21 protein-coding genes are annotated in these 21,695 nt (G+C 69.7%); 13 read left to right on the forward strand and 8 right to left on the reverse strand.

Annotated elements, in window-relative coordinates:
• The first annotated feature begins 25 nt into the window (after positions 1-25).
• The 4 genes from LMI96_RS09720 to uraH are packed head-to-tail and all read left to right on the forward strand — an operon-like array spanning position 26 to position 2,577.
• Positions 26-907, forward strand: a complete 882-nt coding sequence (locus LMI96_RS09720) for an ABC transporter permease (RefSeq protein ID WP_228361363.1) — start codon at positions 26-28, stop codon at positions 905-907.
• Entirely contained in the window at positions 904-1,695 is a 792-nt protein-coding gene (locus LMI96_RS09725) for an ABC transporter ATP-binding protein (RefSeq protein ID WP_228361364.1), read from the forward strand. Before LMI96_RS09720 ends, LMI96_RS09725 begins: the two co-directional genes overlap by 4 nt.
• Before the next feature lie 28 nt (positions 1,696-1,723).
• Positions 1,724-2,248, forward strand: coding sequence for a 2-oxo-4-hydroxy-4-carboxy-5-ureidoimidazoline decarboxylase (gene uraD, locus LMI96_RS09730; RefSeq protein WP_223722120.1), 525 nt, complete (start codon positions 1,724-1,726; stop codon positions 2,246-2,248).
• A complete protein-coding gene (gene uraH, locus LMI96_RS09735; RefSeq protein WP_223722119.1) occupies positions 2,245-2,577 on the forward strand; it encodes a hydroxyisourate hydrolase in 333 nt (110 codons plus the stop codon). The genes uraD and uraH overlap by 4 nt, the downstream gene beginning before the upstream one ends.
• Positions 2,578-2,689: 112 nt before the next feature.
• Here the strand turns inward: uraH and LMI96_RS09740 are convergent, their stop codons facing one another.
• The 4 genes from LMI96_RS09740 to LMI96_RS09755 form a co-directional block, all read right to left on the reverse strand.
• A complete protein-coding gene (locus LMI96_RS09740) occupies positions 2,690-4,054 on the reverse strand; it encodes an HNH endonuclease signature motif containing protein (RefSeq protein WP_228361365.1) in 1,365 nt (454 codons plus the stop codon).
• Between the two features lie 365 nt (positions 4,055-4,419).
• The gene (locus tag LMI96_RS09745; RefSeq protein WP_228361366.1) at positions 4,420-5,217 is read right to left on the reverse strand and encodes a MerR family transcriptional regulator; all 798 of its coding nucleotides are present in this window, start codon (positions 5,215-5,217) and stop codon (positions 4,420-4,422) included.
• A 91-nt stretch (positions 5,218-5,308) separates the two neighbouring features.
• A complete protein-coding gene (locus tag LMI96_RS09750) occupies positions 5,309-6,415 on the reverse strand; it encodes an NAD(P)-dependent alcohol dehydrogenase (RefSeq protein WP_223722116.1) in 1,107 nt (368 codons plus the stop codon).
• A 426-nt stretch (positions 6,416-6,841) separates the two neighbouring features.
• Entirely contained in the window at positions 6,842-7,375 is a 534-nt protein-coding gene (locus LMI96_RS09755) for an adenine phosphoribosyltransferase (protein ID WP_223722115.1), read from the reverse strand.
• 190 nt (positions 7,376-7,565) lie between these two features.
• Between LMI96_RS09755 and LMI96_RS09760 the strand changes: the two genes are divergently transcribed.
• Together LMI96_RS09760 and LMI96_RS09765 are read left to right on the forward strand one after the other, a co-directional pair.
• Positions 7,566-9,260, forward strand: a complete 1,695-nt coding sequence (locus LMI96_RS09760) for a glycoside hydrolase family 13 protein (RefSeq protein WP_228361367.1) — start codon at positions 7,566-7,568, stop codon at positions 9,258-9,260.
• Positions 9,261-9,382: 122 nt separating this feature from the next.
• Entirely contained in the window at positions 9,383-10,597 is a 1,215-nt protein-coding gene (locus tag LMI96_RS09765) for an amidohydrolase (RefSeq protein WP_228361368.1), read from the forward strand.
• Positions 10,598-10,600: 3 nt separating this feature from the next.
• Here the strand turns inward: LMI96_RS09765 and LMI96_RS09770 are convergent, their stop codons facing one another.
• From LMI96_RS09770 to LMI96_RS09780, 3 genes are read right to left on the reverse strand one after another with little or no spacing between them, the layout of a single operon-like run.
• Entirely contained in the window at positions 10,601-11,398 is a 798-nt protein-coding gene (locus LMI96_RS09770) for a hypothetical protein (protein WP_223722112.1), read from the reverse strand.
• Entirely contained in the window at positions 11,395-11,727 is a 333-nt protein-coding gene (locus tag LMI96_RS09775; RefSeq protein ID WP_223722111.1) for a hypothetical protein, read from the reverse strand. The genes LMI96_RS09770 and LMI96_RS09775 overlap by 4 nt, the downstream gene beginning before the upstream one ends.
• Positions 11,724-12,128: a YbaB/EbfC family nucleoid-associated protein gene (locus LMI96_RS09780; protein WP_223722110.1), complete on the reverse strand. Its 405-nt coding sequence runs from the start codon at positions 12,126-12,128 to the stop codon at positions 11,724-11,726. The genes LMI96_RS09775 and LMI96_RS09780 overlap by 4 nt, the downstream gene beginning before the upstream one ends.
• A gap of 247 nt (positions 12,129-12,375) precedes the next feature.
• On the opposite strand from LMI96_RS09780, the gene LMI96_RS09785 reads away from it, so the two are divergent.
• The 3 genes from LMI96_RS09785 to LMI96_RS09795 all read left to right on the forward strand — a co-directional run bounded on the left by LMI96_RS09785 (position 12,376) and on the right by LMI96_RS09795 (position 15,747).
• A complete protein-coding gene (locus tag LMI96_RS09785) occupies positions 12,376-13,308 on the forward strand; it encodes a hypothetical protein (RefSeq protein ID WP_228361369.1) in 933 nt (310 codons plus the stop codon).
• A gap of 124 nt (positions 13,309-13,432) precedes the next feature.
• The gene (locus LMI96_RS09790) at positions 13,433-14,005 is read left to right on the forward strand and encodes a PadR family transcriptional regulator (protein ID WP_374197477.1); all 573 of its coding nucleotides are present in this window, start codon (positions 13,433-13,435) and stop codon (positions 14,003-14,005) included.
• Positions 14,006-14,046: 41 nt separating this feature from the next.
• Complete coding sequence (locus tag LMI96_RS09795; RefSeq protein ID WP_228361370.1) at positions 14,047-15,747, forward strand: AarF/ABC1/UbiB kinase family protein; 1,701 nt, start codon at positions 14,047-14,049, stop codon at positions 15,745-15,747.
• Here the strand turns inward: LMI96_RS09795 and LMI96_RS09800 are convergent.
• A complete protein-coding gene (locus tag LMI96_RS09800; protein WP_228361371.1) occupies positions 15,733-16,419 on the reverse strand; it encodes a Pr6Pr family membrane protein in 687 nt (228 codons plus the stop codon). The genes LMI96_RS09795 and LMI96_RS09800 overlap by 15 nt on opposite strands.
• An 88-nt stretch (positions 16,420-16,507) precedes the next feature.
• Between LMI96_RS09800 and LMI96_RS09805 the strand changes: the two genes are divergently transcribed.
• The 4 genes from LMI96_RS09805 to LMI96_RS09820 all read left to right on the forward strand — a co-directional run bounded on the left by LMI96_RS09805 (position 16,508) and on the right by LMI96_RS09820 (position 21,687).
• Complete coding sequence (locus tag LMI96_RS09805) at positions 16,508-18,664, forward strand: APC family permease (RefSeq protein WP_228361372.1); 2,157 nt, start codon at positions 16,508-16,510, stop codon at positions 18,662-18,664.
• A gap of 61 nt (positions 18,665-18,725) precedes the next feature.
• Positions 18,726-20,012 carry an aminotransferase class V-fold PLP-dependent enzyme gene (locus LMI96_RS09810; protein ID WP_228361373.1) on the forward strand — a complete coding sequence of 429 codons (1,287 nt, stop codon included), beginning with the start codon at positions 18,726-18,728 and terminating at the stop codon, positions 20,010-20,012.
• A complete protein-coding gene (sufU, locus tag LMI96_RS09815; RefSeq protein WP_223722104.1) occupies positions 20,009-20,473 on the forward strand; it encodes a Fe-S cluster assembly sulfur transfer protein SufU in 465 nt (154 codons plus the stop codon). Before LMI96_RS09810 ends, sufU begins: the two co-directional genes overlap by 4 nt.
• Before the next feature lie 257 nt (positions 20,474-20,730).
• Positions 20,731-21,687 carry a hypothetical protein gene (locus LMI96_RS09820; RefSeq protein WP_228361374.1) on the forward strand — a complete coding sequence of 319 codons (957 nt, stop codon included), beginning with the start codon at positions 20,731-20,733 and terminating at the stop codon, positions 21,685-21,687.
• Positions 21,688-21,695 lie beyond the last annotated feature (8 nt).

Below are 21,695 nucleotides of genomic sequence, written 5' to 3' on the forward strand. Positions count from 1 at the left end.
GCACCTCCCCGAGAGGACAATCCACGTGACTCAGACTCTTCCCACCGCCCCGCCGCGGGAACGCCCGCGCGCCCGCGGTCGAGACCGGCGAGCCCTCCTCTCGCGCGCCCTGCTGGCCCTCCCCGTTCCGATTCTGTTCCTCGCGGTGTGGCAGCTCGGCCGCGAACAGGAATGGGAGATTCCGGTCATCGGCATCCGGATGGGGTTCCTGCCCGCTCCCGGCGACGTCGTCGCGTCGCTGTGGGATTACGGATTCGGTGGTGTCCATGACGACGCATTCTCGGGCGACCTCTGGATCAACCTCGCCTCGTCTTCGCTGCGCGTTCTCGTCGGATTCGCGATCGCGGCGGCATTGGCTGTACCGCTCGGCATCCTCATGGGTCGGTATTACACGATGGACGGGCTTTTCGACCCGTTCATCAATCTCTTCCGCCCGATCCCCGCGACCGCGTGGGTGCCGCTCGTCGGGCTCCTCATCGGCTGGGGCGACCAGGCGACCATTTTCCTCATCGCCCTCTCGGCGTTCTTCCCGATCGTGCTCGGCGCCATCAGCGGCTCGAAGGAAGTGCCGTCCCGACTCATCGAAGCCGGCCAGATGCTGGGCGCCCGGCGCTGGGAGGTGCTCGCGCAGGTCGTGGTGCCCGCATCCGCCCCCGCCGTGATCAACGGGATGCGGGTCGGTCTCGGCATCTCGTGGGTCGTGCTGGTTCTCGGCGAGAGCGTCGGGGTAAGTGTCGGGCTCGGCGCCAACATCATCCTCGCTCGCGATGTCGTCCGCACCGACATGATCGTGGTCGGCATGATCGTGATCGGTCTCGCTGGCTTCCTCTCGGACCGCATCCTCATGACGGCGTTCCGCCTCGTGACTCGCGGTCGCCCCCTCATCAAAGGACAGGAGCGCCGATGACTTCCGCGCACACCGACGCCGACGTCGACATTCGGGGTCTCGGCAAGCGCTACGGATCCGCGACGGATGGCGTGCAGGCCGTCAGCGACGTATCCATTCACATCTCGTCGGGCGAGTTCGTCGCGATCGTCGGCGCCTCTGGATGTGGCAAAAGCACCGTGCTCCGGATCCTCGCGGGATTCGAGAGCGCGACGGAGGGGTCGCTCGCGGTCGGCGGCACGCCGATCACCGGCCCGGGCCCCGATCGCGGGGTCGTATTCCAGGACTATGGTCTGTTCCCCTGGCTGACCGTGCGGGAGAACATCGCGTACGGTCCGCGGCGGCGGCGGCTGAGTCGATCCCGCGTGGCCGAGCTCGCGGACACCTTCACGTCGACGGTCGGACTCGACCGTTTCGCGAGCCGCTACCCCGGGGAGCTTTCCGGCGGCATGCAGCAGCGCGTGGCGATCGCACGGGTTCTCGCGAACGAGCCGAAGGTGCTGCTCATGGATGAGCCTTTCGGTGCGCTCGATGCGCTCACGCGCTCCGACCTGCAGGCCGAGCTCAAACGTATCCATGTCGAGACGCGTACGACTGTCGTGTTCGTGACGCACTCCATCGAGGAGGCCGTCTTCCTGGCCGATCGGGTAGTGGTGATGACCGGCGGAGCCTCCCACGGTGTGCCCGGCCACATCAGCCGTATCGTGGACATCAACCTTCCCGACCAGCGTGACATCACGAGCCCTGCGTTCAACGAGTACAAGCGGGAGATCTCCGACCTCGTGCACGGCATCACCGATCACGTCTGACGCGGTCGGCGACGAGAAAGGACACCCCGTGAACCTCGACGAGTTCAACGCCCTCGATTCGGCCGCTGCGGCGCAGACGGTCGGCGTGTGGGCCGCCGTTCCGGGGTGGGTGGACGCGATCGTCGTCGCCCGCCCGTACCCGTCGCGCGATGCACTGATCGCGTATGCCGGCGGGCTCGCTGAGGTGTGGTCGCGGGCCGATCTCGATGCGGCGCTCGCCCACCATCCGCGGATCGGTGAGAAGCCGAAGGGCACGGGCGCCGAAGCCGCCGCATCGCGCACCGAGCAGGCATCGATGGCCGCCGCGGCCGACGAGGTGACGGCCGCGATCGCCGCGGGAAACCGCGCGTACGAAGAGCGCTTCGGTCGGGTCTTCCTCATCCGTGCCGCCGGTCGCAGCCCGGTCGAGATGCTTGCGGAGCTCCGTCGCCGTCTCGGCAACGACGATTCGACCGAGGCCCGCGAGGCGACCGTGCAGCTGGCCGAGATCGCCTTGCTCCGCCTGCAGACGACGATCGAGTCGGATGCTGCCGAACCGGAGGACGCGGAATGACCCATCTCACGACCCACATCCTCGACGCCGTGCGCGGCGTGCCCGGCACGGGCGTCGCGGTGGCCCTCACCCGGCACCTGCCGGCCGGAGGCACCGAGGCGGTTGCCGATGGCGTGACGGATGCGGACGGCCGTCTCGCCCTCGGACCCGACTTGCTCGAGCCGGGCGTGTACGCGATCTCCTTCGCGACCGGCGCCTTCTTCGCCGATCAGGGGGTCGAGTCGTTCTACCCGCTCGTGACGGTGAACTTCACGGTGAGCGATGAGCGGCATTACCACGTGCCCCTTCTGCTGAGTCCGTTCGCGTACTCCACCTACCGCGGCAGCTGACCCGCGGGATCGCCGCCGCAGGAGCGCCGCCCCGCCGCGACAGCTGACCCGCCGCGCGACGGCACGCCGCTGCCCCCGAGCACACGTCTCGGGGTCGTCGGACACTCGCCGTTCACGCCGCAAGGTCGAACCGTGCACGCCCGCCGAGTCGTGGGGACTGGACGGCGTCGAGCCAGGGCGGTGGAATGAACCAGACCTTCGCGGCGATGCCGGTGCCGTCTATTCGGATCTCCCACCCGTCGTCGTGGATGCGATGGTGGCAGGTCGCGCACAGCAGGATCGCGTTGGAGAGGTCCGTCGTGCCGTGATCGCGTTTCCACCAGGCGATGTGATGGACGACGGTCAGGTGCGGCGGGAGCCCGCAGGAGGAGCATCCGCCGTCGCGTTCGCCGACGGCGAGCTTCTGAGCCGGGGTGAACAGGCGCTTGGCGCGCCCCCAGTCGAGAATCTCACTGTCCCCGCCGAGCACGCATGGGATGATCTGCGCGTCCGCGGCCATGCGCCGGGCGGTCGCTGCGCTGACGGGTGCAGCGGATCCGTCGATCGTCACGGCGCCGACACCGGACTCGAGCTGGTCCAGCGTCATCCGCACGACCACGGTCGTGGTCGGTGCCGTCGGCACGTCGGTGCAGCCGATCGCGTGACGGCAGATGTCTGCGAGGGCATCCGCCCGCATCTGGGCGACCGACCGCCGGTCATCCGCGATCGACGGCTCGCCCTGACCCGCCCTGCCTGCGACGATGGCGTCGTCGCGGCGTCGCATCATGCCGGTCACGATTCCCTCGATCGCGCAGGTGACCGGCGCGGCGGTCTCGGGGTCGAGTCGCCCGGAGAAGACGAACATGCCGTGACGGTCCTGGTGGATCGATAGAGCCCGCTTGCTACGCCGTTCGTCGTCCCGCGGCTGCACGCCGTCGGGGTCGAGGTGTGCCTCGGCGCGCAACAGCAGCTTCTGCAGCTGATCGAGCGGGAGCCCCGGCGCGGCCTCAACCAGACGCTGTTCCATGGCGTCGAGGTCGGCGGCATCTGCACGCACGCCTACCCGATCGAGCAACCCGACGATGGCACCGGCGGCAAGCGTGCCGATCAGTGACGCCCGCAGCGCCTCGGCGACGTGCGGGTGCTTCGCCGGGCGCTCCTCCCCCGTGAGCGCGACCCGCGGCGCTGTCGATTCGCCGATCGTGATGGCGCGCAGTGCTTCGGCCGTGCTGGTTCCGGTGACAGTCGAAATCATCGCTGCCGGGGTACGGAACCCGTTCTTCCGCGCCAGCGAGTCCTTGCCGAGCTCTGCCCTCGACTGCCGCGCGATCTCCGCAGCAACCGGCAGGTACGCCGCATCCACCGCGCGGCGCAGGATCCCGAAGGCTTCGTTGAGTCGCACGAGATCACCCGGCGCCACCGCACCGGCACGGCCGTCACCACAGAGTGCGCGCACTGTAGCGAGCGCGTCTGCTGCCGTGTCGAGTGGGTCGTTCATAGAACAAAGATACCATGCTTACTCTCTCGAGTCTAGTATCTTTGTTCTATGAATCGATCACGTCCCTGACCCGCACCCTGCCTCCCGCTCGGCCCACGGCGCTCGTCTCCTCCCGTGGATCGCACGTCCCTTGCGCTGCGGTGCGCGTGCGAGCCCACCATCCCGCTCGCACGCGACCGCGACTGTGCGACGGCGCGATCCGCCGCGAACGGTATCTCGCACGACCGACGCGACCTCGGTCAGCGGCACTCGATCGCCGGACCCGGCCGCCCTCTCGGGCCGCCCTCCCCATCCCGCCCTCCCCGGCCGCGCTCCCGACCGCCCTGCCGGCCCGGCCCGGCCCGGCCCGGCCCGGCCCGCCCCGCTCAGGCGACGGGCTGCTGCAGGTCGACGACCCAGCGGCGCGACTCGGGCGGGGCTTCGAGGTAGACCTCCCGCGCCGGCCCCGCGATCCGGAGTCCCCGCGCGTCGACCTCGGTCACGAGCGCTTGCCAGGTGCGCTGAATCCCGCCGAGATCGTCGGCCTCGTACCGCACGGTGAGCGCGCGGGCTGCGGCCGCTACCTCGGCGCGCTCGAGCCCATCGGGCACGGGCTGGTCACCGATCTGCTCGGCCGCGGCGGCGATCACCTCGTCGTCCACCGCGGTGTACACGGCAACGCCGGGGCCGCGGCGCTCCACTCCCGCGGCGTCGAGCGCCGCCCCGACCCGTTCGAACATGGGTCCGATCTCCGTCTCGATGTCGGCCATCTCCCGCACTCGCGCCGACAGTTGTACGAGCCGCAATGCGGGCAGGTCGGTCTCGATGAATACGTACACGGTGTGCTCCTTCTCGATCGATCGGAGCCTCGCTTCGACGAGATGCAATCGCCGCCGGTCCGCCTCGATGCTCACCATCAGCTCGTCCCGCCGCGCACGAAGGAGGGCGGCCACTCGCGGCGACGAATCGTCGTCGGCGAGCAGCCGCCCCACCTCATCGAGCGAGAACCCGAGGTCCTTGAGCGCAACGAGGCGGTTGGCCTCGTCGAGCTGAACCGCGGCATACGAGCGGTACCCGGTGAACGGATCGACGCGGTCGGGGCGCAGCAGGCCGAGCTGGTCGTAGTGACGCAGCATCCGCACCGAGACGCCGACCAATCGCGCGAACTCTCCGATACTCAACATGGTGACCCCACTCCACGCCCTCACACCGTGTGAGGGTCAAGTATCCCGGAGCGAGCATGCCGCGTCGGAGACCCGTCCGCCCATCCGCGGCTCAGGGCAGGACGAGCACCGCCTTGACCGCCGCACCGGACTGGGTGTCGGCGATGGCCTTCTCGATCTCCGCGAACGGGTAGGTGGTGACGAGCCGATCGAACGGGAAGTCCCCGGCCTGATACATCGCGAGCAGCTTCGGGATGAACGTCTGCGGCACGGAGTCGCCCTCGATCGCCCCGATGAGAGTGACGCCCGAGCCCGAGAAGAGACCCGCGGGCACGACAGCATCCGGCTTCGGAACGCCGACGGTCGCGACCTTCGCACCGAACCGGGAGGATGCGACGAGGTTGCCGATGACGGCGGGGATGGCGGTCGTGTCGATCGCGAACGGGGCGCCGACTCCGCCGGTGGCGGCCTTGATCTGGTCGACGACATCGTCGGCGCGACCGTCGACGACGTGGGTCGCACCGAGCTCGCGGGCGACCTCGAGACGCTCCGGCAGCACGTCTACCGCGACGATCGTGGTCGCACCCGCCGCCTTCGCCGCCATGATCGCGGAGAGCCCGACCGCGCCGGCGCCACTGACGACGAGGGCATCGCCCGCGCCGACTCCGAGCGAGTTCAACACCGTGCCGGCACCGGTCTGCACGCCGCATCCGAGCGGACCGACGAGTTCGAGCGGGATGCTGGCGTCGATCTTGACGGCGTTCCGGGCGGCGACGAGCGAGTAGCTGGCGAACGAGGACTGGCCGAAGAAACTCCCGGTGACGTCGCCGCCATCCGGGGCCGCCATCGTGCCGGACCCGTCGGCCCGGACGCCCGCCACGTTGAGGGTCATGAAGTCCAGGCAGTAGGCGACCCGTCCTGCGACGCAGTTCTCGCAGTGCCCGCAGGATGCGAACGACAGCGCGACGTGGTCGCCGGGGGCGAAGCCGGTCGTCGCCTCCCCCACGCGCTCGACGATGCCGGCGCCCTCGTGACCGAGCACACGCGGAAATGCGCTCGGGATGTGGCCGTGCTGCACGGCGAGATCGGTGTGACAGAGGCCCGTGGCGACGATGCGCACGAGCAGCTCGTCGGGCTTGGGGTCCTGCAGCTCGATGTCCTGGAAGACGAACGGCGCATCGACGGCGTCGAGGACGGCGGCGTGGGCGAGAGTGGACATTTCAACCTCCAAATTTCATGCGCACGCATCGAACGTGCGCATCCGCCACGCTACGCCCGCATCCGACCCCCTGGCGCGGCCTTGACCTCGAGCGCTTGCGCAGCCCCCGATCCCCCCCCGCAGCCCCGCCCCCTCGTGCAGTCCATGCAACCCACCGCGCGCCACTTTCCTGCCCGCGCGCCTAAGATCGGTGGCGCGTCAGCAGGAAACTGGCGCGCGCGAAAGCTACCGCCCAGCGCATCCGCGCAGGCCCGAGTCTCCTGCTCGGTCATCATCGCGCGCCACTTTCCTGTCCGCGCGCCTCAGATCGGTGGCGCGGACGCAGGAAAGTAGCGCGCGAGCCACTGCGCGCACGAACCCCCCGCCCGCGCGCACCAAAGCCGGCACGCACCAACACCGACCCGAACCGGCACCCGCCCGCGCGGGTCAGCCGCGGAAGATCGTGTGCAGCCGCAGATCGGCGAGCTGCTCGCGACCGCCGAGACCCTCGAGCTCCATGAGCACGGCGGTGCCGGTGACGACGCCGCCGACCCGGGCGACGAGGTCGCGTGCGGCGACCAGCGTGCCGCCGGTGGCGAGCACGTCGTCGAGCAGCAGCACGCGCGTTCCCCGCGGGATGTCGTCGTGCATCTCGATCGTCGCGGTGCCGTACTCGAGGGCGTAGTCGGCGGATGCGGCGGGCCGCGGCAGCTTGCCCGCCTTTCGGATCGGCACGAGCCCCACACCGGCGGCGATCGCGACGGCCCCGGCCAGCAGGAATCCGCGGGCCTCGACTCCCGCGACGACGTCGAACTCGCCCTCGAAGGGGGCGATCAGGGCGTCGGTCACGGCCCGCAACGCCGGCCCGTCCGCGAGGAGCGGAGCGATGTCGCGGAAGAGGATGCCCGGCTTCGGGTAGTCGGGGATGACCGTGATGAGGCTTTCGGCGCGCGTCAGAGCGGCGGGATCGGGATGCGGCACCCCGCTACCTTAGTCGGCGCATCCGCCGGCCTCCCCGCCCTCCGGCCCGGGAGAAGACACCCGGACCCGCCCGCGACCGCTGCCGCACCGCACGTTCTCGAGCTCGCGCACGTGCTGCCCGTACCGCCGCACGACGCCCCCGGAAGCACTCGCATCGAATCGATACGATTCACCCGGTACCCTGGACCCCATGACTTCGACGCAGGATGCCGCGACCGCTGCGGCGGCGCCCGGAACGTTCGCCCCCGCCCCCGGTGACGAGTGGTGGCGCACCGCGGTGATCTATCAGATCTACCCGCGGTCGTTCGCGGACTCCGACGGCGATGGCATCGGCGACCTGCCGGGCATCACGGCCCGCCTCGACTCGCTCGCCGACCTCGGGGTCGACGCCATCTGGTTGAGCCCGTTCATGGTGTCGCCGCAGAAGGACGCCGGGTACGACGTCGCCGACTACTGCGACGTCGATCCGATCTTCGGCACCCTCGCGGACTTCGACGCGATGCTGGCGCGCGCGCACGGACTCGGCATCCGGGTCATCGTCGACCTCGTTCCGAATCACTCCTCCGACCAGCACACCTGGTTCCAGCAGGCCCTCGCCTCCCCTCCCGGCAGCCCCGAGCGCGCGCGCTACATCTTCCGCGACGGCCGCGGAGAGAACGGCGACCTGCCGCCCAACAACTGGGAGTCGGTCTTCGGTGGACCGATGTGGGATCGCGTGACTGAACCGGATGGCACTCCGGGCCAGTGGTACCTGCACATCTTCGACTCGTCGCAGCCCGACTTCGACTGGACGAACCCCGAGGTCCGCGAACAGTTCCGCGGTGTGCTGCGGTTCTGGCTCGACCGCGGAGTCGACGGTTTCCGCATCGACGTCGCGCACGGCCTGATCAAGAAGGACGGCCTGCCCGACTACACGCCTCCCGCCGACGGCGACTCGATGGGCGGCGACGATGACGACGTGCCGTACTGGGGCCAGCCCGGGGTGCACGATGTCTGGCGCGACTGGCACGAGGTCGCGGCCGAGTACGACGGCGACCGTGCGCTGTGCGCCGAGGCGTGGCTGCCGACGCCCGACAAAACGGCGCTGTGGGTGCGCCCCGACGAGCTGCACCAGGCGTTCAACTTCCCGTACCTCACGACCGAGTGGGATGCGGCGCCCCTCCGCACGATCATCACGGAGTCGCTCCGCGCGTTCCCCGCGGTCGGCGCGCCGTCGACCTGGGTGCTGTCGAACCACGACGTGATCCGGCACGCGTCGCGTCTCGCGCTGTCGGGGGAGAGCCCGCAGGGCGAGGGCATCGGGCCGCTGTCGGCGGCGCAGCCGATTCCAGAGCTCGGACTTCGCCGCGCGCGCGCCGCCTCGACGGTCATGCTGGCGCTGCCGGGCTCGGCGTACGTCTACCAGGGCGAGGAGCTGGGTCTTCCGGAGGCCGTCGACATCCCCGACTCCGCGCGCCAGGACCCGACCTGGTTCCGCACGAAGCACGAGAAGTACGGGCGTGACGGATGCCGCGTGCCGATCCCGTGGGAGGCATCCGCCCCCGCCTTCGGGTTCAACGCGACCGGCGCCTCGTGGCTGCCCCAGCCCGCCTCCTGGGCGGAGCACGCGCGCGACGTGGAGAGCCGCGATCCGGAGTCGACGCTGTCGCTCTACCGGCAGCTGCTCGCGGAGCGTCGGGCGCACGGGCTCGGTTCGGCGACCTTCACGTGGCTCGACGGGTTCCCCGCGACGGTCCTCGCGTTCCGCGTCGACGACGTGACGGTGATCGCGAACCTCGGCGATTCCGTCGTCGCGCTGCCGGAGGGCCGCATCCTGATCGCCAGCGAAGGGTTCACCGGGCGAGAACTGCCGGCCGACACAGCCGTCTGGCTCGTCGCCGACTGAGCTCCGGTTTCGACCCGGCCCGCGCCGGCCGACGCGGCGACCCAGCACGAGCCGGCCGAGGCGGCCCTCCAGGCCGAGCCGACGGATGCGGCCTCCCGGGTCGCGCCCGTAGGCTCGGGCGCATGGCAATCGACCTCGAAGCGCTGTACATCGACCTGCACCGGCACCCCGAGCTCTCGTTCCAGGAGACCCGCACCGCCGGCGTCATCACGCGCACGCTGACCGAGCTCGGCATCCCGTTCGACGAGGGCATCGGGCGCACCGGTGTCGTCGCGACCCTCCGCAACGGCGACGGCCCGGTCGTGTGGCTGCGCGCCGACATGGACGGACTCCCCGTCGAGGAGCGCACCGGGCTCGCCTACGCGAGCACGGCGCACGGCCTCGACCCGGCCGGACTCGACGTACCGGTCATGCACGCGTGCGGGCACGACATGCACGTGACGGCGCTCCTCGGCGCGCTCGAGCGACTCGCCGCGACGACGGGCGAATGGTCGGGCACCGTGATCGCGCTCTTCCAGCCCGCCGAGGAGTTCGGCGCGGGAGCCCGCGCGATGATCGACGACGGCGTTCTCGACCGCTACCCGGCCCCCACCGTCGTGCTCGGCCAGCACCTGACTCCGCTCCCGGCGGGGCTGATCGGGGTGCGGCCCGGCACGCAGATGTCGGCATCCGACGGCCTCACCGTGACCCTGCACGGTCGCGGCGGTCACGGGTCGCGCCCGCACTCGACGATCGATCCGATCGTGATGGCCGCGGCGACTGTGATGCGCCTGCAGACGGTGGTCTCGCGCGAGACCGACCCGCGGAACATGGCCGTCGTGACCGTCGGGTCGATCCACGCGGGACTCAAGCACAACATCATCCCGGCCGAGGCGACACTGCAGCTCAGCCTGCGTTACCCCGACGATGCCGCCCGCCTGCGGGTGCTGGCGCAGGTCGAGCGCGTCGTGCGGGCGGAGGCGTCCGCATCCGGTGCCGAGCAGGAACCCACGATCGTCACCGACCACACCCTGCCGCCGACCATCAACGACGCCGAGGCCACGGCCCGGCTCGAGGCGGCGTTCCGGCGCGCGTTCGGCAAGAGCGCCGTGATCGACCCGGGCATGTTCACCGGCAGCGAGGACGTCTCCTGGTTCGCGCGCGACACCGGGGCGCCGCTCGTCTTCTGGTTCTGGGGCGGTGTGGATCCCGAGCTCTACGCCCGGGCCGCCGCAGACGGAACGATCGACCGCGACGTACCGACGAACCACTCGCCGTACTTCGCGCCGGTGCTGCATCCGACGATCGAGCGCGGCGTCGAGACCCTCGTCGTCGCCGCCCGCGAGTGGCTCGACTGACCGCTACGCGACCTTCTCGTTCAGGGTGCCGGTCACGCCGTCGTACACCTCTTTGAGGGACTTCGCGAGGTCCACATACGTTCCCGCCGACTTCACGAGATCCATCACGAAGTCCATCAGCAGCGTCGACCACTTGGTCGCCTTGACGGCCAGCTGTGCGGCGACGAACGGTGTCGCCGCACCGAGGGTCGCCGCCACCTCGGCGAGACTCACCACGACGTAGCCGACGAGATCGCTGATCGCATCGCGTACGAGATCGTGCACGGCCTTGACGATCGTCGAGAGCAGCTCGACGGCGACGCCGACACCGGAGGCGAGTTGCGCAGCGATTCCCAGGCTGTTGGCCATCGTCTCCAGCATCCGCTGCTCGGCGTCGACGGCGAAGCCCCGCATGTCGGCGAGGTCGGCGAGCGTGGCGTTGAGAGCGTCCGCGGAGGCGGACACGCTCGTCGACACGTTCTGCCACGTGGCTGCGTAGCTGCTCACCATGCGGTGGTCGCCGGTCAGCGAGTTGAGCCAGTCGGTGAGCGGCCAGATGTGCTCCAGCATCCATCCGACCCCGAGTGACACCAACGTCGCGATCGGGTTCAGGACCGCATCGACGACGCTCAGCGCGATCGATCCCATGGCGAGGGATGCTGCGACCCAGTCACCGCTCTGCAGCGATGTGCCGAGGGTCATCCCGTCTTCGAACGGCCCGACGCCGTCCATCCAGCCCGGCATCTCGGGCGCGACGATGAGCGAATTGGACTGCGAGGCGATCGTCGAGTTGAGCACCCCGCCGTATCCGACCGGAGTCATACGTACACCGTCCCGTCCAGACGCGACTCGAGTTCGCGGATCTCCGCGCAGTTCTCCTGCTCGCGACGCTCGAAGTCCTCGGCGATCGCTCGCACGATCCCGGCTGTCCGGAGGAGAAGCTCGCGCGTGGCCACGAGCGACGCACCCGCACCAGCACCCATCGCCACCGTCGGGAGGGCCGCGAACCCGCACATCAGGCCATAGGCGTCGCTGCCGATCGTCATGAACCCGATCGCCCCGATCGGGTCGTCGAGACCGCGCGCGGCCGCCTCGACATGCTGCGCGTGCGAGCGGAGTCCCCCGCAGTCGATCGCGATCTCGTGGCTCATCGCAGCAGTCCGTCCTCGGGGCGCTCGATCTGCGGCGCGTACTCGTCGACGTTGTCACGAAGCTTCGTGACGGTCGGCGACTGTTCGCCCAGCGTGTCCGCGGCGAGCGCCACACTCTCCGCGCTCGTGCGCCGGTAGCCCTCTTCCAGCGCATCCAGCAGCAGGGCGGTCAGTTGGGCAGGACGAAGCGCCAACGCGTCCTGCGTGAACACCACGTTCGTGAGCCGGCCGCTCACGTCCACGTGCACCGTGAGCTCACCGCCCGGTGACGTCACCTCGGTCGAGATCGTCCGGATCTGGGCCGCCAGCTCCTGCATCCGTTCGGCGTGCCTGATCGATTGATCGACCTGGCCTTGAATGCGCCGAAGCGCTTCCTGGACTTCCTCGGACTGCTCCGCCATGAGATTCCTCCCCCGTATCGGTGTGGGAACCGCCACGATCGTGCACAGCGGACGCCCCGGGATATGGTCGCATACCGGGGGGAAGCGGAACACTGCAATTGACACGGCGATCCGTGATCTTTTCGGCGAACATCACCGTGAACGAATCCGGAGGCTCGTCGCTGAGCCCGCGGTCGCCACCGTCGTCCGCGACGACATTGCCAGCGACGCCAGTGGACAGCGACGCCGAGCGCGAGAGAATGACGGTGTGCTGCCCTCCGCGGATTATCGCCCCCTTCTCGACCCGCCCTTTCGTGACCCGAATCTGAAGCCCGACGCGCAGGCCATCCAGGCCTTCGCGGTGACGAACGGGTGGGAGTACTACGTCGGATCCGGGCCCCAATCACTGCCCGGCATCGTCTTCCGCGACGCGCGAGGTCGATCCCGCAAACTCCAGCGCGCGGGGAACATCGTCCGCATTCCGGGATCTCCCCTCATCGAGATCGGCAACAGCGCGTACTCGGTGGCCGTGAACCTCAACCTGATGAGCATCACCTGGGGCTACGTGGCCGTTCCCCTCCGCACACCGCTGCCACCGTTCCTTCTCGAGTCCGAACGCGCGCGGACGCGGTCTCCACTCCCGGCCCTTCCGGACGGCGTCACCACGCTTCGCCTCACGGGGGCGGATGCGGCCGTAACCGCCCACGTCGCACCCGCCGCGGCCGACTGGCTCCGCGCCGTCGTCGCGCCCGAGCTCGCCTCCCTCCTCGACGACCCGCACCTGCCGATCGATGTCGAAGTCGCCGAGGACTGGCTCTTCCTCTACGCGCCCGTCGAGCTGTCGACGCCAGACCCCGCTGTCTGGCAACGCGCGTTCGCGGTTCTCGGGGCTGTCGTGTCGGCACTCGGAGTCCATTTCGCACCGTCACCCACGGCACCCGCTGCCACACCGGCACCGGCACCGGCACCGGCAGCGGCCGCTGCAGCGGCAGCGGCAGCGGCAGCACCGTTAACGGCGTCCGCTGCACCCTCGGCGTCGCCGTCGCCGTCACCGTCACGGTCGGCGGCGCCCCCCGTCGCACCCCGCATGCAGGAGAAGAGCTGGCGGGTCAACCGCGGACGGGTGCTCGGCTACTACGGCGCAGCGCTCGGCGTCCTTGCTCTTCTCGCGGCGGGTGTGGCTCTGTTCGTCCCGCGCTGACCCAGCGTCCAGGACCGCGGGTTCGCCTCCCGTGAGCCGGCTGTGAGATCCCGCCTATCCCGCCCGGAACGACACTGAGCGATATATCGTGAAGTATCGTCCAATCATTCCCCTGGAGGTCATCATGAACGGTTCTTTCGACAATCTGTTCGGCAGCGGTTCCCACGCCTTCGGCGGGGGGCGACCGGTGGAGGGCATCATGCAGGCCATGGATCAGTTGCGCTCCGCGTTCGAGCAGCGCACCGCCGCGCCGCGTATGCAGCGCGGTGACGTTCGCGCCGCCGTCCTCTCGCTGCTCGCCGAGCAGCCGATGCACGGCTACCAGATCATCCGCGAGATCGGCGAGCGCAGCGGCGGCACCTGGAAGCCCAGCGCCGGCTCCGTCTACCCGACCCTGCAGCTCCTCGCCGACGAGGCCCTGATCACGGCCGACGAGTCGAACGGTCGCAAGACCTACTCGCTCACCGAGGCGGGCCGCCTCGAAGCCGAAGCCGCGACCGAGAGCCCCGCCCCGTGGGAGACCTCGAGCAGCCGTGACAGCAGCGGTCGCCTGACGGCGCTTCCGAAGGCGGGCGTCGAGCTCGCCCAGGCCGCCGCGCAGGTGGGCCGCTCGGGCAATGCCGAGCAGGTGCAGCAGGCCGTCGATGTGCTGGATGACGCGCGCCGCAAGCTGTACGCCATCCTCGCCCAGGACTGACCCGAGTGACGCCAGGCGGTCGCCGGCGTGGAGGAGATCCAATGCCCTACGCCGGCGACTCTCGCGCGCGCTATCGCCGCATCCTGCGCTTCGCCGCGCGCCACCTCGTGCAGACCTGGTGGTTCGAGCTGTTCCTCCCCCGCATCGGGCTGGGGAGGATCGGCGCGCGCAACCGCGAAGTGCGCCTGCAGCGCACCGCGCGCAGGTTCCACGCGCTCGCCGTCGAGCTCGGCGGTTTGATGATCAAGGTCGGACAGTTCATGTCGTCGCGCCTCGACGTGCTCCCGCCCGCGATCACCCGCGAGCTCGAGGGTCTGCAAGACGAGGTGCCGGCCGTGCCGTTCGCCGAGATCCGCGCGCTCGCGGAAGCCGAGCTCGGCGCCCCCCTCGACCGCGTCTTCGCCGAGATCGACCCGGTCCCCGTCGCCGCCGCGTCTCTCGGCCAGGCGCACCGCGCGCGGCTGGCCCCTCCCGCGGCCGACGACATCGGCTTCGACGCCGTCGTCATGAAGGTGCAGCGCCCGGGCATCGACGAGATCGTCGACGTCGACCTCGCCGCCCTCCGGAAGGTCGGCGGGTGGCTGAGCCGCGTGCGCCTCATCTCCGACCGCGTTGACATGCCGCAGCTCGTCGAAGAGTTCGCGCTCACGAGTCTCGAGGAGATCGACTACCTCCACGAAGCCGCCAACGCCGAGCGATTCGCCGCGAACTTCGCCGGCGACGCGCGTGTCTCGACACCCGAGATCGTGTGGGAACGCACCTCGCGTCGCGTGCTGACCCTCGCCGACGTCACCGCCATCAAGATCACGGATGTGGACGCCCTCCGCGGCGCCGGCATCGAACCGCATGACGTCGCCACCCGGTTCGCCGCGGTCATGTTCGACCAGTTGTTCGCGCACGGCTACTTCCACGCCGACCCGCATCCGGGGAACATCTTCGTCACCCCGGTCGGCACGGATGCGGACGGCGCCACGGACTGGCGGCTCACCTTCATCGACTTCGGCATGATGGGCGAGGTCTCGAGCAGCATCCGCACCGGGCTCCGTCAGGCACTGATCGCCGTCGCCGCCCGCGATGGCAAGCGGCTCGTCGAGGCGATCCAAGAGGTCGGCGTGCTGCTCCCCTCGGCCGACACCGCCGAACTCGAACGGGCCATGACGCAACTGTTCGCACGCTTCGGCGGGATGGGGTTCGCCGAGCTCCGTGACGTCGACCCGCGGGAGTTCCGCGACTTCGCCGTCGAGTTCGGTGACGTCGTGCGATCGCTGCCGTTCCAGCTGCCGGAGAACTTCCTCCTCATCGTGCGGGCCATGTCGCTCGTCTCGGGCGTCTGCAGTTCGCTCGAGCCCTCCTTCAACCTGTGGGACTCGGTCGAGCCGTATGCCGGCCAGCTGGTCCGCGACGAGGGCCGCCACCTCGTCCGCGGCTTCGCGCAGGAGGCCGTCGCCGTCGTCGGCACCGCATGGCGGCTGCCGCAACGGATCGACGGGTTCCTCACCCGCGCCGAGGTGGGCGGCGTGAAGATCGACACCCCGCGGCTCGACCGGCGAGTGGCCTCACTCGAGCGCCTGGCCCGCCGCATCCTCTCCGCCGTGCTGTTCGCCGGGCTCCTCATCGCCGGAGCGCTGCTCCGCGTCGAAGATGCCGTCTTCGGCACGGTCCTGATGAGCGTGTCGGCCCTCCCGCTCCTGCACGCCCTGTTCTCCGGACTCCTCGACCGCCCCGGATCACCGCGTCGCTGAGCGGCGCTGCGCGAGGGCGCCCAGCATCCGGTCGATCGCGAAGAACACGTACGCGACGAGCTGCAGCGCGACGTACAACCCGACGAGCCACAGCGCGACACCGCCCGGCCCGTTCCGATCGAGATCCATGAACGGGTACGGGTAACGCGTGCCGCCGCCGAACACTCCGCCCAGCGCGCCGTACCCGAACGCGAGGGCCACGTACCCGAGCGGAAGGAGCGTCCAGCGCAGCGGGTCAGTGGGGCGGACACGGCCCTTCGGGGTGAACAGCAGCCAGTCCACGATTGTGAAGGCGGGCGTGAAGATGTGCACGACATTGTCGGTCGGCGTGAACGGCTGGTACCCCGTGTTCTGGGTGAACGCCTCGGGCACGAGCACGATCAGGTAGACCAGCATCGTGACGGTGATCGCGAACATCACGGCCGCCGCGAACCGCGGTGATGGCGTCGACCATCCGCATGCGCCGCTCGCGCGGAGGTCCCGGATGGTGCGAACGACCAGCAGCACGAACCACACCAGAACCAGCAGGTTGCTCAGCACCGTGTAGTACAAGAACTGCACGCCGCTCGGGCGTCCCGCGAACAGTCCGCTGACCGAACCGATGCCCCAGCAGACCACGAGAATGGCCGCGAGACGGAAGACGAGGGCGAGCCGGCGATCGTGCAGGAGCATGCGCTCGATGGTAGGTCAGCGCGCACATCCGGTGTCGGGCTGGCGAACTCCCGGCCCGTCACGTTGCGTGCCCCCTCCCACAGGCGTAGTGTCCCCGCTCGTGACTAACGAGAGCGCGGAGCCCGCGCCGGAAACCCCGATAGCGAAACGCCTGCTGATCGGGGACCCTCTGGCATCGGGCGATGCGGACGACCATTTGCTGAAAAAGCGCATGGCGTTGCCGATTTTCGCGTCCGATGCGCTGTCGTCGGTGGCGTACGCGCCGCAGGAGCTCCTCATGATCCTGCTGATCGGCGGGATGTCGTTCCTCGCGTTCAGCCCGTGGATCGCGGTGGCGGTCGTGGTGCTGCTGATCGTGGTCGTGCTGTCGTACCGGCAGCTCATCAAGGCGTATCCTTCGGGCGGTGGCGACTACGAGGTCGCGCGCACGAACCTCGGCGAGATCCCCGGTGTCGTCGTCGCGTCGGCGCTGCTGGTCGACTACATCCTGACGGTCGCGGTGTCGGTCTCGTCCGGCGTCGACAACATCATCTCGGCCGTGCCCGGCCTGAACCCGTGGCGCGTCGAGCTCGCCGTCGGCTTCGTCATCCTGATCATCCTGGTGAACCTCCGCGGCGTCCGCGAGGCGTCGCGCGCCTTCGCGCTCCCGACGTACATCTTCATCGGCTCGGTCGCGATCATGATCGTGGTCGGCATCGTGCGCTGGATACTCGGCGACACCCCGGTCGCCTCGAGCGCGCAGTACGACGTACAGGCCGAGAGCCTGACCCAGGCCGCCGTGATCCTGCTCATCCTCCGCGCCTTCTCCAGCGGCTGCTCCGCCCTCACCGGCGTCGAAGCGGTCTCGAACGGGGTGCCCGCGTTCCGTCGCCCGAAGGTGAAGAACGCCCAGAACACCCTCGTCGCGATGGGCGCCGTCGCCATCCTGCTGTTCTCCGGACTGACCCTGCTCGCGCTCGTCTCGGGCGTGCACTACGCCGAGAACCCCTGCCATCTGATCGGCTTCGACTGCGCGAACCAGCCCCAACCGAGCCTCATGGCCCAGGTCGCGGGGGCGACGTTCGGGGTCGGGTCGATTCCGTTCTTCATCATCCAGGCCGCCACTGCCTGCGTGCTCCTGCTCGCGGCGAACACCGCGTTCAACGGGTTCCCGCTGCTCGGCGCGGTCCTCGCCCGCGACGGATACGCGCCGAAGTCGCTGAACACGCGCGGCGACCGCCTGGTGTTCTCCAACGGCATGATCATCCTGGGACTCGGCGCGATCCTGGTTCTGATCACGTCGGGGGCGAACCTCACGACCCTGATCCAGCTCTACATCATCGGCGTCTTCGTGTCGTTCTCGCTCGGTCAGATCGGGATGGTGCGGCACTGGCGGCGAGCGCTTCGAAACCTGAAGACCCTGACCCCGGAAGCCCTCGCGCAGGACTCCGCCCACTTCCACCGGCGCGAGATCATTTCGGGCCTCATCATCAACTCGATCGGCGCCGGCATGACCGCGGCCGTGCTGATCATCGTGACCATCACCAAGTTCACGCACGGCGCGTGGCTCGTGTTCCTCGCGATCCCGGTGCTGTCGGTGCTGATGATCGGCGTGAGCCGCTACTACCGCGACGTCGAGCACGAGATCCACTTCGATGAGAACACGCACTTCGGCGCCAGTGGCGACCTCGCGATCGTTCTCGTCGGTCGCCTGCAGAAGCCGGTCGCCAAAGCGCTGGACTACGCGGTCGCCGCGCGCCACGAGAAGACCATCGGCCTGCACGTCGCGGTCACGAAGGAGTCCGCGACCGAGGTGCAGAAGGACTGGCAGACGCACCGGATGCCGGTGCCGCTCATCATCCTGGAGTCGCCGTACCGCAGCTACGCGGCGCCGATCACCGCGTTCATCCAGGAGTACCGCGCCAAGCACGGGTCGACGGTCGTGACCGTGTACCTGCCGCAGTACATCGTCGGCCACTGGTGGGAGTCGTTCCTGCACAACCGCCGCGCCCGCCGCATCGCGAACCAGCTGATGCTGGTGCACGGCGTGACGATCACGCTCGTCCCGTGGCTGCTCGATTCGTCGGAGGTCGTCTACGGACGCCGCTCCCGGCCGCTGCTCGGACAGGAGCGCGCGGGCGAGTTCCGCCCCGACTCCACCGGAACGCTCACGATCATCCGTTCCCCCGCGGCCGCCGTCGATGCGGTGGCCGACGGTCCGGTCGCGCCCGCGCCGGGTGGCTCGGGTGGCTCGACGCCCGCGTGATCCGGCCGGTCGGGCTCGCCCAACGGGCCCGACCGCTCTCCCACCGAACTAGCCTGGTGAGGTGAGTACCACCGAGATTCCGCGCCTGGATGCTGCGTCCCTGCGCGCCGACTTCCCGATCCTCGACCAGCTGATCGGCGGCGAGCGTCTCGTGTACCTCGACTCGGGAGCCACCAGCCAGAAACCCCGGTCCGTCATCGACGCCGAGGTCGCCTTCCTCACCCGCGCCAACTCGGCCGTGCACCGCGGTGCCCACACCCTGGCGGCCGAGGCGACCGACCTGTACGAGGACGCGCGCGCGACCGTCGCCGGTTTCGTCGGCGCCGCGCCGGAGAACCTCGTCTGGACGTCCGGGGCGACGGCCGCCCTGAACCTCGTCGCGTACTCGATCGGCAACGCGACCGCGGGTCGCGGAGCACCGGCGAGCGCACCGCTCGCGCTGCATCCGGGTGACGAGATCGTCGTCACCGAGAGCGAACATCACGCGAACCTGATCCCCTGGCAGGAGCTCGCCGCCCGCACCGGCACCGTGCTGCGGCACATCCCCGTGCGCGACGACGGCACGCTCGACCTCGACGCCGCCGCATCCGTCATCGGTGCGCGCACCCGCGTCGTCGCGTTCACGCACGTGTCGAACGTGCTCGGCATCGTGAACCCGGTCGTCGAACTCGTCGCGCTCGCCCGCGCGGTCGGTGCGTTGACGGTCCTCGACGCGTGCCAGTCCGCCCCGCATCTCGCGCTCGACCTGCCCGCGCTCGGCGTGGATCTCGCGGCGTTCTCGGGCCACAAGATGCTCGGGCCGTACGGCGTGGGCGCCCTCTACGGGCGCACCGAGGTACTCGAGGCGCTCCCGACGTTCCTCACGGGCGGATCGATGGTCACGACCGTGACCCTCGACGACGCCGAGTTCCTGCCGCCGCCGCAGAAGTTCGAGGCCGGCACGCAGCCCGTGTCGCAGACGATCGCCCTCGCCGAAGCGGTGCGCTACCTGCAGAACCTCGGGATGGATGCGGTCCAGTCGCACGAGCACACCATCGAGCGCCGGATGATGGCGGGCCTGCGGGGCATCCCCGGCGTGCGCCTGCTCGGCGACGCCGAGGGCGTATCCCGCGTGGGTCTCGCATCATTCGACGTCGACGGAGTGCACGCGCACGACGTCGGGCAGTTCCTCGACGCCCGCGGCATCGCCGTCCGCGTCGGCCACCACTGCGCGAAGCCGCTGCACGCGCGGTTCGGCATCACGGCGTCGGTGCGGGCTTCCGCATCCGTCTTCACGACCGAGGACGACGTCGACGCACTGCTCGAGGGCGTGTCGGGAGTGCGCGCCTACTTCGGAGTCGGCGCATGAGCGGGCTCGACGGGCTGTACCAGGAGCTCATCCTCGACCACTCGAAGCACCCGCACGGCAAGGACCTCGCCGCCGAAGAGGGCCGCACCGCGACCTCGCATCAGCGCAACCCGATCTGCGGCGACGAGGTGACCCTCCGGGTGCGTCTCTCGGACGACGGAGACACCATCCGCGACGTCACCTGGGAGGGTGCGGGCTGCTCGATCTCGCAGGCATCCGCATCCATGCTGTCGGTGCTCGTCGCGGATGCGGCCGAAGAGCGCGGCGGAATGACGCACGCCGAAGCCCGCGAGTTGATCGCCGGCTTCCGCGACGCGCTGCGCTCGCGCGGCACGATCGAGCTCGACGAGGAGGTCTACGCGGATGCGGCGGCCCTCTCCGGAGTGGGCAAGTACACCGCGCGCGTCAAGTGCGCGATGCTCGCCTGGGTCGCCCTCGAGGACGGCCTCATCCGCGCCTGAAGCGTGGGGCTGGTGCCGGAGCGCGTTCCGCGCCGCCCATGTCCCACTTTTCGCGGAGCATGTCCCACTTTTTGCCGCTATCGACCCCTCATAGCGACAAAAAGTGGGACATGGATAGAAGCGCCGCCGCGAGCTGTGGACAGCAGCGCCACCGCGAGCCATGGACAGAAGCACCACCGCGCGCTGTGGACAGCGGCGGATGCGGCACACCGCTCGGGCAGAATGAGCGCTGACACTGTCTGACGAGGGGAACATCCGTGGCCGCTGCGAGCGATCTGTCCGAGTACCTCCGAGGCCTTCCCGAAGAGCGCAGAGCGACGTTCGGCCGCCTCGCCGCCGCCGTCGCCGATATCCCGGTGCCCGCATCCACCAAAAGCTTCGTGTTCCGGGCCGGGCAGAAGGACCACCCGGTGTACGACGACGCGGAGCTCGTGTTCTGGCGGGCCGTGCAGCAGCTGCAGCTCCGCGAAGCGGTGAGCGACGGCGAGCTGCCGCTCACCTACTGGGGGTTCCACTCGATCGATCTGCTCGCGCGTCGCCGGGTGAACGGCATCCTGATCACCGACCGCACCGTCTACGTCGACGATGTCGGGCGCGAATCGGCACAGATCCCGACGGCGACGGTCGACCCCGCCACGATCCGGGTCGCCGACGGACGGCTCGAGATCGCGGGTGTCGGCATCGATCTCGCTCAGGTCGCTCGGCTGCTCGAGTCGACGAGCGCGACGGATGCCGTCGGCTACCTGTCGGCCGTGATCACCGCGGTGCGAGCGGGTGCGAGCGAACAGCCGGACGCGAGCCCCGCATCAGAACCCACCGTCGACGAGCTCGTGCGAGCGAGCCGGTTGAGCGGCGACTTCCTCCTCCCGTCGCGACCGAAGGATGCGAAGGGACTCGCAAAGCTGACCGCCAAATGGAAGGTGCCCGCCGACGAGACCCTGCTGGTGTCGCTCTCGAGCGCAACCTTCGCCGGCGTGTACGGCATCGCGATCACGGATGCCGCCGTCTACTCGCGCGACCTCATGGAGCCGGTGGAGCGGACGCCGCTCGGTGAGGCGGATTCGTTCGCGTGGGATGCCGAGACGAAGACGTTCCGGATCGCGGACGGGCATCTCGCACCGACGCTGCCGGCGATCACCGATGACAATCGCGCCTACGTCGCGGACCTCATGCGGAAGCTCTTCCGCGCGGCGCGCGCGGCGCGCGCGGCGTAGCATCGGGC

The organism is Microbacterium sp. cx-59, assembly GCF_020805625.1.
In the GTDB taxonomy this organism is placed as follows: domain Bacteria; phylum Actinomycetota; class Actinomycetes; order Actinomycetales; family Microbacteriaceae; genus Microbacterium.

What these genes read in the sequence shown, in the direction of transcription:
- LMI96_RS09750 (WP_223722116.1), bottom strand. Translation starts at nt 6,415, where the DNA reads ATGTCCACTCTCGCCCACGCCGCCGTCCTCGACGCCGTCGATGCGCCG.
- LMI96_RS09800 (WP_228361371.1), bottom strand. Translation starts at nt 16,419, where the DNA reads ATGCTCCTGCACGATCGCCGGCTCGCCCTCGTCTTCCGTCTCGCGGCC.
- uraH (WP_223722119.1), top strand. Translation starts at nt 2,245, where the DNA reads ATGACCCATCTCACGACCCACATCCTCGACGCCGTGCGCGGCGTGCCC.
- LMI96_RS09760 (WP_228361367.1), top strand. Translation starts at nt 7,566, where the DNA reads ATGACTTCGACGCAGGATGCCGCGACCGCTGCGGCGGCGCCCGGAACG.
- LMI96_RS09725 (WP_228361364.1), top strand. Translation starts at nt 904, where the DNA reads ATGACTTCCGCGCACACCGACGCCGACGTCGACATTCGGGGTCTCGGC.
- LMI96_RS09790 (WP_374197477.1), top strand. Translation starts at nt 13,433, where the DNA reads ATGAACGGTTCTTTCGACAATCTGTTCGGCAGCGGTTCCCACGCCTTC.
- LMI96_RS09780 (WP_223722110.1), bottom strand. Translation starts at nt 12,128, where the DNA reads ATGGCGGAGCAGTCCGAGGAAGTCCAGGAAGCGCTTCGGCGCATTCAA.
- LMI96_RS09770 (WP_223722112.1), bottom strand. Translation starts at nt 11,398, where the DNA reads ATGACTCCGGTCGGATACGGCGGGGTGCTCAACTCGACGATCGCCTCG.
- LMI96_RS09740 (WP_228361365.1), bottom strand. Translation starts at nt 4,054, where the DNA reads ATGAACGACCCACTCGACACGGCAGCAGACGCGCTCGCTACAGTGCGC.
- LMI96_RS09765 (WP_228361368.1), top strand. Translation starts at nt 9,383, where the DNA reads ATGGCAATCGACCTCGAAGCGCTGTACATCGACCTGCACCGGCACCCC.
- LMI96_RS09775 (WP_223722111.1), bottom strand. Translation starts at nt 11,727, where the DNA reads ATGAGCCACGAGATCGCGATCGACTGCGGGGGACTCCGCTCGCACGCG.
- LMI96_RS09795 (WP_228361370.1), top strand. Translation starts at nt 14,047, where the DNA reads ATGCCCTACGCCGGCGACTCTCGCGCGCGCTATCGCCGCATCCTGCGC.
- LMI96_RS09745 (WP_228361366.1), bottom strand. Translation starts at nt 5,217, where the DNA reads ATGTTGAGTATCGGAGAGTTCGCGCGATTGGTCGGCGTCTCGGTGCGG.
- sufU (WP_223722104.1), top strand. Translation starts at nt 20,009, where the DNA reads ATGAGCGGGCTCGACGGGCTGTACCAGGAGCTCATCCTCGACCACTCG.